This window comes from Pseudoalteromonas sp. MelDa3 (assembly GCF_002863625.1).
Lineage (GTDB): Bacteria > Pseudomonadota > Gammaproteobacteria > Enterobacterales > Alteromonadaceae > Pseudoalteromonas > Pseudoalteromonas arctica.
Genome location: NZ_PJBR01000230.1, coordinates 1 through 11,179, shown reverse-complemented (window position 1 = coordinate 11,179; position 11,179 = coordinate 1). Strand labels below are relative to the sequence as shown.

The window sequence follows — 11,179 nt, the reverse complement described above, 5'->3', positions numbered from 1 at the left end:
TTAATAAAAACCAACACATTGTATAATATAGTCGTTGTAGCTATGTGTTTTTATTAAAAATCTGCAGCTACTTCAAACTCTAATCGTTTAAGTGTAATTGGGTGAGTAAACGCTAAATACTCAGCGTGTAAATGTAATCTATCGGCTTTTTGCCCGTAATGTGTGTCGCCTATAATTGGCATGTTTAAACCTAAACTGTGCGCGCAATGCACTCTTAATTGATGAGTTCGCCCTGTTTTAGGGTATAACTGTAATCGAGTAATGTTGTTGTTACGCTCTAAAACCTGCCAGGTAGTAAGTGATGGCTTACCATGTTTGTAACACACCATTTGGCGCGGTTTATCATCAAAGTCGAGCATTAATGGTAAATCAATTACTCCGCTATCCTCAGCTACGTTGCCATTAACTAACGCGACATAACGTTTATCTATGGTGCGTTCAATAAACTGCTTTTGCAGTGCTTTGTGCACGCGTTTATTAAGCGCAATCATCAATAACCCTGAGGTCGACATATCTAATCTGTGTACAATTAGTGGGCCTGATGCCTCTGGAAACTGCGTTTTGATTCGCATATAAACTGAGTCATCAATATTAACGCCAGGCACAGATAAAAACTCAGCGGGCTTATTTACCACAAGTAAGTCGTCATCTTTATAAACAATACTTAAATCTTTACCCTTGGCTGGGTTGATAAGTAGCGGGTTATCTTCAACATCTAAACCCTTTAGCATGTGCCCAAGTATTGGTTGGCATTTACTGTAACAAGAAGGGTAGTAGTTTTTATGCTGCCTAATTGCTGATTTAGGCGCTGCTCCCCACCAAAATTCTGCCATAGCAAGTGGTTTTAAACCATGCTTATAGGCGTATTGTAATAATTTAGGCGCTGCACAATCGCCAGCACCCGAAGGAGGAGTGTGCTCAGGTAATGCTGCGAATATGGCATTTAAGTCTGTAGTTTCACCATTTGCATTTAAAAATTGGTACTGGGAAAATAGCTTTTTTTGTAAGCTTTTAGAAAGCGTTTTACGGCGTTTTTTTAAATGAGCAATTTCATCAGAAATATTGATGTGTGTTTGCTGCAGTGACTCGATTATATTTTGCCAATAGGCTTTAAGTGCCAGCAGTTGCTTTTTTTCTACGATACTTTGCCCTGCAAGCTTATTTTTTAACTGCTCAAAATCACTTTCGCTAAGCTCTAATTCGCCTTCGGTACGTTGTATTTTACGTTGCTGGCGACCGGCTTGCATTACTCCCTGTTGAGCTAATAGTGCTTGCTGGTAGCTCTGTGTTGCATCATCAAGTTTGCTATTAACTTCATGCAGTTGTTCGCTATTTTCTAATTGCTCAATTTGAGCATTAATATCGTTAATTATTTTACTTTGAGCCAAATAGCTATCGTCTTGCAGTTGCATGCTAGAAACTGGCGGTACAAAGCTAATATTGGCTTTATCACCTTCAATTTGCCCCGAATAAGCACTTAAAAAGCCTAATTGTTGCTTAGCATTTTGCACCACTAAAACCCCAAACATTTTACCGGCATTTTCTGCTTTTAAATGCGTTAACGTTTCAAGTTGTTGCTGTAATTGTTTTGTGGCTGCTACAGCTAATGGTTGCGGCTCGTAATAAAAAGGGAAAGTAAACTTTTCAGGAAGCGCGAAAGAATCAATATTTTGAGAAAATAATGTAAAGCACGAAGCAGAATTTGACATAGAAGTAAGAGAAAAGCATTCAGTAAAATAATTGAGCGCATAATAACATATTCATAGTTAAGCCACTAAAAATCTCGCACCCGCATATTCATAAACACTTTAAAGCGGACATTCATGTTTTATGTATCAGTATGAGGCGTAGCAAACCTAGGAGTATCGTTTGTTAATAAAGTCTCAGTAGCAATATATCTATCATTATCAAAATATTTAAGCTAATCGATTCTCAATAATTGAGCGCATTTCGAAACGATGACTTACTTGATAGATCAGAGGCGAAAAATCAATTTACAGAATAACTGAATATTTAGGAGTTCTATATTATGAGTCAAAATATCGCAAGTTTTATCACTAAAACCCTCGAACAAGCTGGCGTAAAACGTATTTGGGGAGTAACTGGCGATTCACTTAACGGCATTAGTGAAAGTCTGCGAAAAATGGGAACAATTGAATGGCTAGGAACGCGACATGAAGAAGTTGCCGCATTTGCAGCCGGTGGCGAAGCGCATTTATCAGGGGAGCTTGCAGTGTGTGCGGGTTCTTGCGGCCCAGGTAACCTTCATTTAATTAATGGCCTATTTGATTGTCAGCGTAATAATGTACCGGTATTAGCAATTGCCGCACATATTCCTTCATCTGAAATTGGCAGTAGTTATTTTCAAGAAACCCATCCGCAAGAATTATTTAAAGAATGCAGTGTATATTGTGAAATGGTGTCGAGCCCTGAGCAAATGCCGTACCTGCTAGAAACCGCAATGCGACAAGCAATACTAAACAAAGGCGTGAGTGTACTTGTGCTACCTGGCGACATTGCATTAAAAGATATGCCCAAAGCTATTAAGCCAAAATGGAACGTGCCAAAGCCAGCAACGTATACCCCTGCTTTATCTGATATTAAAGCAATGGCGACTCACCTTAATAAAAGTAAAAAAGTAACCTTGTTGTGTGGTGCTGGTTGTAAGGATGCCCACGACGAAATTGTTGCGCTAGCCGAAAAATTACAAGCACCGATAGTGCATGCCATGCGCGGTAAAGAATTTATTGAGTACGATAACCCTTACGATGTTGGTATGACCGGATTTATTGGCTTTGCGTCGGGCTATCATGCAATGCAAGAAGCCGATACGTTACTTATGATTGGTACTAGTTTTCCTTATCGTGCTTTTTATCCTGAAAATACCACCATATTACAAATTGATAATCAGGCTGCGTCACTTGGGCGACACGTGCAAATTGACTGTGGCGTGTTAGGGGATACTAAAAATTCAGTGACCACACTGCTTGATTATATTAAAGGTGAACGGAGCAGTTCGCACTTACAAAAATGTGTTAAAAACTACAAAGAGTCTCGACAAGATCTTGATGAACTTGCCAGTGGCAAAACTTCGCAAAACTTAATTCACCCGCAATACCTAACGCGTTTACTAAACGAGCAAGCGGCTGACGATGCTGTTTTTACTTGTGATGTAGGTACGCCAACAGTGTGGGCTGCGCGTTATTTATCAATGAATGGAAAGCGTAGATTAATTGGATCGTTTAATCATGGCTCTATGGCAAATGCCATGTCGCAGGCAATGGGAGTTCAATCTGTTGATAGAGACCGCCAAGTCATTGCAATGTGTGGCGATGGTGGCTTTTCGATGTTAATGGGCGATTTAATCTCACTTAAGCAGCTTAATTTACCAATAAAGATTGTTGTTTATAATAATCGCTCACTTAGTTTTGTGGCTATGGAAATGAAAGCCAGTGGGTTTTTATCAAGCGATACCGATTTAGAAAACCCAAGTTTTGCTAAAATTGCAGAGGCCTGTGGCTTAAAAGGGATTTATGTGGACGACCCTGAAAAATTACCATCGGCAATGAACGAAATGATGAATCACTCAGGACCTGTTGTTTTAGAAGTCGATACCGCAAAACAAGAGCTTTCAATGCCGCCGCAAATCAAATTAGAGCAAGCAAAAGGCTTTAGTGTTTACATGATGAAAGCGCTGATAAATGGCAAAGGTAACGAGATTGTAGAGCTTGCCAAAACTAACTGGTCACGCTAGTTAAGTTACTTCCCTATTGAGTGTTTTTGCTCAATAGGGAAGTGTAAATTAGAAGTAGGATATGATTAAAATGGAAGGTTTTTTAGTATAGTGTTGGAATCACTACGATGCTTTTGAGCTCACTCAAGTGCGATGTAAAGAGCTAAAACACTTAGCATTGGCATCAATTGCTACTTGGTCGTTGTTTTAGTTTAACGTTTCACTCGCTTTACTCAATCAAAGTAAAGCGAGCGCTCAGTATCACTTACAAACTCTTTTTAGGCGGTAGGGCGACGTTTGCAAATATTAGTCCTGCAACAAGCGACATAAATATTAAAAACGTTTGTTGGCCTATGTGTTCTGCGTATATAAAGTCTTGGCCTTCAATTAGTGAGTTTAAGCCAATATAGGTTTTGCTACCTGGTACTAATACAATTAAGCCTTGCATGGCCACAATAGAGGCTGGCGCATTAGCAACGCGGTTAAACAAGTTACTAAATATACCCACCGATAAAGCACCTACAAACGTACCTAACGTGTAATCAAGGTACATAGCCGAGCCAATACTGGTGCCGTACGCTATAAAGCCTGATGCAATAGACCAAACCGCATGCTTAAGTTTGGTTCTAAAAATCACGATTAAGCTGCTACAAAGTAAAAATATAGCCAGCCATGCGGTCCATTTTGGTAATGGCTCTGGTTGTACAAAGTCGGCTTGCCCAAAGAGTGCAAAGCCAATACCTATACCAATAAAACCACCAAAATACAGTTTAAACAACAGCATAAACGAGTCCATTACCCTTGCTGTGCCCGACACTAAATGCCGTGCTGCAAGCTCTGCTAAACCAAGCGCAAGTGCTAAACCGGGTATAAATACAATAATGGCCGAAAGTACTACCAAGCGTATATTTATTTCAGGCGTTATATAAACGCTTACTGCACATGCAAGTACTGCTGATATTATGGCAACTAATGGCTCAAGCATGTGAGCTACGCGTTTTGAGCGACCAGACCAAAGCACAAACACATAAACGACTAAAGTAAGCAGCGATGACCAAATAACATCAGTCCAGCTAGTACCCATTAACATAGCAAACGCACCACCAGAAGTTGCAAAGGCAACGCCCGTTGTTAATTTATTATATGGGTTTGGCATCACAAAAATTGCGTCTAGCTGCGCATCAACTTCTTGTAAACTTAGCTTGTCGTCAAGCATTTGGTTTACAAGGTCGTCGGTGTCGGCAAGTGAGCCTAAATCGTGATCGCCAGGGTCTACACGTGCAACGTGGGTGTACTCATCTTCGTGGCCATCGGTCCAAATAACAAACGTTACAGAGGTTGGCGACATAACAAATGACGATTTAAGTCCTAAGTAAGTAGCCACTTCCATTAGGTGGGCTTCTAGGCGGTAGGCTGGGGTGCCATACTTGTGAAGCATTTTACCCAATTTAACGATAAATTTGCGTTTTTCTGTAAAGGTTGCAGTTTTCAAATCTTTTTGGACCAAATATTGCGATAACTAAGCTAAAAATATAGACAATACAGCTAAAACTGCCCACGTTTGATGGGCGCGATTTTAAACACTAATTGGTGTGTGTCTAGTCATTTTTAATCTAATTTTTTATTTTTTTCAGCTATCCATTGCGACATGTATTGAGTGCTGCGCATTGTATGATGTTTGAGCATTTGGCCTGTGAAGTTTTTTTCGCGATGAGCGCTTAAATCGCAACTTATTGAATCAATTTTTTTAATTAACGCTGCGCTTAATTGGGCTTTATCGTACAGCGTATTAAGGAGTGTATTACCATCTTGCTGCGCTTGTTCAAAGTCACTTTGATTGTTGTGCATTTCAATGGCAGCGTTGGCAAAGTCATCGGCTGTGTTGGCTATTTTCCCCGGCCATGGTAAATCGTTATGCATGCCTTCTGCGCCAATATTGGTGGTAACGCTGGGTGTTTGCATAATCATGGCTTCAAGCAATTTACCTTTAATGCCTGCACCAAAACGCAGTGGTGCTAAACATACGCGTGCGCTTTGCATTACATCAAATGCATTATCGGCCCAGCCTTTTATTAAAAACCCTGTTTTAGGGTTATTTAGTGCCGTGGCTTTTGGTGGTGGGTAAGAGCCATAAATATGTAGTTCTGCTTTTGGTAGCTGCTTGCGAATAAGTGGCCATATTTTTTGTAGGTAAAGTACAGCATCCCAGTTTGGCGCGTGTCTAAAGTTACCTATGGTCATAAAGTGCTGGCGCTGCTCAAACGTTTTTGTGCTTGTAGGCAGTGAGCTTAAATCAACCATAAACGGTAAATGGTGTAATAGGCTTGGCTCTATTTTAAATACGCTGTTTAGCAGGCTCATTTCATAACTTGAAATAATTAAGCTTAGGTCGCAGCGTAAAATAGCGGCAATTTCGCGTTTTGCTATGTCTGAGTGTAAATCGCTGGTTGTAAACTCACGCTCACCTTTAAACGCTTCGTGGCGAGCGTTACGCAGACATTGTAAATCTTCGGTATCGAGAATTTTAATGGCTTGTGGGCAGTGTTTATCGACGCGCCAGCCAAATTGTTCTTCCATCATAAAACGGTCAAACATGACTATATCTGGATTATAGGCTTTAACGTATTCGTCAAAGCTGTCGCAGTTTAGCGCAATGCTTTGGCTGGTTATACCGAAGTCGTCAAGGTTTACCATGTGGTCGGTGCGCTGCGCGGGCGTTGCAAATTCAACGTCCCAGTTTTGCGCTCTAAATGCATTTAATAACGACATCATGTGCGTTCCCGCAGCAGACGAATTTGGCTCTGGCCATACGTAGCCAATTACCAGCACTTTTTTCATTGGCTAGAATCTCTAATTTGTAAGTTTACATTTACCAGTGTTTTTACTGGCGGGGCTGTATTTTGTAGTAGCTCTTGCAGTATTAAAAGACACCGCTTAGCTATATCAGTTGTACTTATAGCCACAGTGGTTAAGTGATTATTTATAACTGCGCTATTAGGAATATGGTGGCAGCTCACCACTTTAATACAGTGATGAGTTAATGAGTTAATAGCGGCAATAATACCTTGAGCAATAATATCGTTTGCACACACCACTGCGTTTAATGTGGGGTTGTGTTTATATGCTTCTATAAATGCATTTTTAGCGCTAAGGGCTGTGTTTACTGCGCAGTGAATGGGTGCTAATGGTGTAATGCTGTGCTGCGCGCAAGCGGTATTAAAGCCACTTTGTAGTGCTTGTGAATCACTTAAAGTAAGTTCACTGCCTATAAATGCAATGTTTGTCACGCCTTGTGAGAGCAAATGCATACTGGCTACGTGGCTGGCTTTTTTATAGTCGGGTAATACGCAAGGAGCTGCGCTAAAGGGCACTTCACTCATTACGGTAATTACTTTGTGTTGCGCGCTGAGCGTATCAAGCCATTTGGGGCAAGTATTTGCAACGGGGCAAATAATAAATGCAGCAGCGTTGTATTCTTTTAAGTTTTTAACTGCGTTTGCTTGTAGTTCAAGACTATTATTACTGCTTACAATCATGGCTTGTAGGCCACTTTCGTTTAACAAAAGTTGTAGGCTGGTAGCAAGTTGCGCCATAGTTGGGTTAGTTAAATCGTTTATTACTATGGCCACTAAATTTGAGCGCTTTGAGCGCATAGCAGCGGCATCACGATTATAAACGTAACCAAGCTCATCAATCGCTTTTAGTATTTTTTGTTTACTTTTATTGCCCACTTTATCGCTTTGGGTAAGTACCAAAGATACGGTTGATTTTGATACACCAGCACGCTCTGCAACATCAAAAATAGTGACTGATTTGGCTTTGTTATGCATTGTATTTTAAGTACCGCAGTGGTGAATAAATAGCGCTGTAGTTTAGCTTAATCAGCACTATTAAGTCATCTTTTAGAGGTGTTTAACTTACCTTAATACTTTATGAACAAAGCAAAACGTGTTTATATACGCTTATAAGAGTAAAAATAACAAAAGGATAAAAACATGAGCGCTTTTAGGCTGTTAGTTGCCTTTATTTGTTGTGCGGCATTGGTGCCAACAAGTTACGCCGAGCAGGGCTATCAAACCCCTTCACCCGAACTTGCAGCATTGGTTGACGCTAAGTTAGCACCCACTAGTTACTTATCGAGCGATGGCCAGTGGCTAGCGCTTTTTGAACGCAAACGTGTAGTAACCCTTGATGAACTTGCAAAAGAAGAGCTTAAGCTTGCTGGTATTAAGCTAAACCCCGCTAATTTTTCGCGCTCTCGTGTGAGTGCCAAATTTAGTGCCGTGGAGCTAAAGCATGTTCAAAGCGGATCAGTTATCAGCATTAACAACTTACCTAGTGGCATTATTCGCTCACCTAAATGGTCATCTAACAGTCAATATTTAGCTTTTATTGTTGAGCAACCAACCCAAGCCAACTTATGGCTTTACAGCGTTGAAACTAAACAAGCAAAAGAGCTTTCAAGCGCTGCATTAAATTCGGTATTAACTGCCTCACCATATAAATGGCTGCCAGATAGCAGCGCCATTGTTGCAAATCTTGCTGTTAATTTTGGTAAGCCAAAGCTTGAAAATAACAGCCAAAACGTAGTGCCTGTTATTCAACAAAGTACTGGTGAAAAAGCACCAGCACGTACTTACCAAAATTTATTAACCAGCCCGTTTGATGAATCACAATTTAAGTTTTACGGTCAAGGACAACTGGCTTACATAACGCTTGATGGCAATACTCAAGCAATAGGTAGCCCTTCTTTATTTAAATCGTTTTCGGTATCACCTGATTCTACCAATATTTTAGTAGCGGGTATTAATGAGCCGTTTTCGTATCAAGTGCCTTACAGCCGATTTGCAAGCACATGGCAAATATGGGGCATGCGCGGCTATGCATTAGCAGAGCTGGCAAAACAGCCACTTGCCGATAACATTCCACAAGGTTACGACAGTGTACGCACTGGCCGCCGCGATTTTGAATGGCGAGCCGATCAAGGTGCAGAGGTTATTTGGGCGCAGGCGCAAGATGGCGGCGACATGAAAACCGACGTTGAGCATCATGATTATGTTTACAGCTTACGTGCACCATTTAAACGCGAGCCTAAATTATTTGCCAAAGTAGAACGCCGTTATTCTGGTATTGAGTGGGGTAACGAAAACGTAGCAATGCTGACAGACTGGCGCTTTAGCGATCGCCAAGTACGCACCTTTGTTGTACAACCTCGAAATGCCGACAGAAACCGCGTGCTATTTTCAGAGCGTAGTTATAACGATGCGTATAAAGACCCAGGTAATGCAATTTACGAGCGCAACGATTTAGGCGCAAACGTTATTAAAATTGTAGGTGGGCGTTATATTTACCTGCGCGGTAATGGAGCTTCAGAGCAAGGTAATATCCCGTTTTTAGACCAATACGATGTTAAAACAAATAGCAGCAAGCGTTTATGGCAATCAGAAGCGCCATACTACGAGCGTGTACGCGCTCTGCTTGACGACGAAGGTGAGCGCTTTATTACTATTCGCGAATCTAAAACTGAGCAACCTAACTTTTTTATACGTGATTTAGATAAAGACACGTTAACGCAATTAACGACATTTGAGCACCCGTACCCTGCATTTAAAGGCGTAACTAAAGAGCAATTACGTTATAAACGCGACGACGGTGTTGAGCTTTCGGGCACGCTTTATTTACCACCAGGGTACGATAAAACACAAGGGCCGTTACCGGTACTTATGTGGGCTTACCCACTTGAATACAAAGATAAAGCCGTAGCATCACAAGTACGCGAATCGCCTTATGCATTTACCTACATTGGTTATTGGGGGCCAATGCCTTACCTTGCTAAAGGGATTGCCGTGTTTGACGACCCTAAAATGCCAATTGTAGGTATTGATGGCAGCGAGCCAAACGATAACTTTAGAAAGCAGTTAGTATCAAGTGCGCAAGCAGCTGTTGATGTATTGGTTAAAAAAGGTATTGCCGATAAAGATAAAATTGCCATAGCAGGGCACTCATACGGCGCATTTATGGTTGCTAACTTATTGGCTCATAGCGATTTATTTAAAACAGGCATTGCCCGCAGTGGCGCGTATAACCGCACATTAACGCCGTTTGGTTTTCAAGGAGAAGAGCGTGATTTTTGGCAAGCACAAAGTGTGTACGCTAATATGTCGCCGTTTTTCCATGCTAAAAAAATTAACGAACCAATGCTAATGATCCACGGTCAGGAAGATCCTAATTCAGGAACATTCCCGATGCAAAGTGAGCGCATGTACGCAGCCCTAAAAGGTTTAGGTAAAGATGCCCGCTTAGTAATGCTCCCTTATGAAGCACATGGTTACCGTGCACGTAAAAGCTTATTACATGTATTGTGGGAACAAGAGCAGTGGTTAGATAAGTATTTGTTAAACGATACAACAAATCCAGTAGAGGTCATTACTGAACCCGTGGTAAGTACTGGGCAATAGATGTTTACACATACAGTGGAGTGCAAGAAGACCCACCCTCAATCTTGCGGAGCCTTCCCAATGCAAAGTGAGCGCATGTACGCAGCGCTAAAAGGTTTAGGTAAAGATACTCGCTTAGTAATGCTCCCTTATGAAGCACATGGTTACCGTGCGCGTAAAAGCTTATTACATGTGTTGTGGGAACAAGAACAGTGGTTAGATAAGTATTTGCTAAATGATACAGCAGAGCCAGTAGAGGTCATTACTGAACCCGTGGTAAGTACTGGGCAATAGTAATAAACATGAGTAAGCAACAACGCGGCTACTTATAGCCGCGTTTTTGCTTTTAATATGAGAGTAAATTAATGATTGATGTAGCAGCACTTGCGGTTTTTATTCCTACGTTCTTTTTTGTGTCGATAACGCCTGGTATGTGTATGACCCTTGCCATGACACTCGGTATGAGCATTGGCGTGCGCCGCACATTATGGATGATGATAGGCGAGCTGTTAGGCGTAGCAACCGTTGCTATAGCTGCGGTATTAGGCGTTGCAAGCGTAATGCTAAATTACCCAGATGCGTTCGCTATTTTAAAGTGGGTAGGCGGTGCGTACTTAATTTATATTGGCGTTAACATGTGGCGAGCCAAAGGCAAAATGTCGGTCGATACCTCAAAACCAAGTGACGTAAGTCGGAAGTCGTTATTTACGCAAGGTTTTGTAACCGCAATTGCTAACCCTAAAGGGTGGGCGTTTATGATCTCGTTATTACCGCCGTTTATTAGTGTTGAGCATGCTGTAGCCCCTCAGCTTTTAGTATTGCTTGGCGTTATAATGACCACCGAGTTTTTAAGTATGTTAGCTTACGCAACAGGCGGTAAAAGCTTACGTTTATTTTTAGCTCGTGGCGATAATATAAAATGGATGAACCGTATTGCCGGTAGCTTAATGGTTGCTGTAGGTGTGTGGTTATCGTTGGACTAATTATTCAAGATTAATAATAAATGTGA

The 11,179-nt window shown here is 41.3% G+C and carries 7 protein-coding genes and 1 pseudogene; 4 read left to right on the top strand and 4 right to left on the bottom strand.

Annotated features, from left to right (window positions below; all coding sequences use genetic code 11):
• Positions 1–53 precede the first annotated feature (53 nt).
• Positions 54–1,709 (bottom strand): RluA family pseudouridine synthase, encoded by a 1,656-nt coding sequence (locus CXF89_RS19610; RefSeq protein ID WP_121955540.1) that lies wholly within the window; start codon positions 1,707–1,709, stop codon positions 54–56.
• A 320-nt stretch (positions 1,710–2,029) separates the two neighbouring features.
• On the opposite strand from CXF89_RS19610, the gene poxB reads away from it, so the two are divergent.
• Positions 2,030–3,754 carry a ubiquinone-dependent pyruvate dehydrogenase gene (gene poxB / locus CXF89_RS19605; protein WP_121955539.1) on the top strand — a complete coding sequence of 575 codons (1,725 nt, stop codon included), beginning with the start codon at positions 2,030–2,032 and terminating at the stop codon, positions 3,752–3,754.
• A gap of 244 nt (positions 3,755–3,998) precedes the next feature.
• Here the strand turns inward: poxB and CXF89_RS19600 are convergent, their stop codons facing one another.
• The 3 genes from CXF89_RS19600 to CXF89_RS19590 form a co-directional block, all read right to left on the bottom strand.
• The gene (locus CXF89_RS19600; RefSeq protein ID WP_076924234.1) at positions 3,999–5,225 is read right to left on the bottom strand and encodes a threonine/serine exporter family protein; all 1,227 of its coding nucleotides are present in this window, start codon (positions 5,223–5,225) and stop codon (positions 3,999–4,001) included.
• A gap of 116 nt (positions 5,226–5,341) precedes the next feature.
• A complete protein-coding gene (locus tag CXF89_RS19595) occupies positions 5,342–6,571 on the bottom strand; it encodes a glycosyltransferase (protein WP_121955538.1) in 1,230 nt (409 codons plus the stop codon).
• Entirely contained in the window at positions 6,568–7,563 is a 996-nt protein-coding gene (locus tag CXF89_RS19590; RefSeq protein WP_121955537.1) for a LacI family DNA-binding transcriptional regulator, read from the bottom strand. The genes CXF89_RS19595 and CXF89_RS19590 overlap by 4 nt, the downstream gene beginning before the upstream one ends.
• 165 nt (positions 7,564–7,728) lie before the next feature.
• Here CXF89_RS19590 and CXF89_RS19585 point away from each other — a divergent pair, with 165 nt between their 5' ends.
• From CXF89_RS19585 to CXF89_RS19575, 3 genes and pseudogenes are all read left to right on the top strand, one after another.
• Entirely contained in the window at positions 7,729–10,191 is a 2,463-nt protein-coding gene (locus tag CXF89_RS19585; protein ID WP_121955536.1) for a S9 family peptidase, read from the top strand.
• Between the two features lie 54 nt (positions 10,192–10,245).
• Positions 10,246–10,464 (top strand): annotated as a pseudogene (locus tag CXF89_RS19580) (alpha/beta hydrolase family protein); the annotation flags it as partial.
• Positions 10,465–10,535: 71 nt separating this feature from the next.
• A complete protein-coding gene (locus CXF89_RS19575) occupies positions 10,536–11,153 on the top strand; it encodes a LysE family translocator (protein ID WP_121955534.1) in 618 nt (205 codons plus the stop codon).
• Positions 11,154–11,179: the final 26 nt, after the last annotated feature.

Excerpts from the sequence above, each read along its gene's own strand:
- CXF89_RS19610 (WP_121955540.1), bottom strand. The coding sequence starts at position 1,709 with ATGTCAAATTCTGCTTCGTGCTTTACATTATTTTCTCAAAATATTGAT.
- poxB (WP_121955539.1), top strand. The coding sequence starts at position 2,030 with ATGAGTCAAAATATCGCAAGTTTTATCACTAAAACCCTCGAACAAGCT.
- CXF89_RS19595 (WP_121955538.1), bottom strand. The coding sequence starts at position 6,571 with ATGAAAAAAGTGCTGGTAATTGGCTACGTATGGCCAGAGCCAAATTCG.
- CXF89_RS19590 (WP_121955537.1), bottom strand. The coding sequence starts at position 7,563 with ATGCATAACAAAGCCAAATCAGTCACTATTTTTGATGTTGCAGAGCGT.
- CXF89_RS19585 (WP_121955536.1), top strand. The coding sequence starts at position 7,729 with ATGAGCGCTTTTAGGCTGTTAGTTGCCTTTATTTGTTGTGCGGCATTG.
- CXF89_RS19575 (WP_121955534.1), top strand. The coding sequence starts at position 10,536 with ATGATTGATGTAGCAGCACTTGCGGTTTTTATTCCTACGTTCTTTTTT.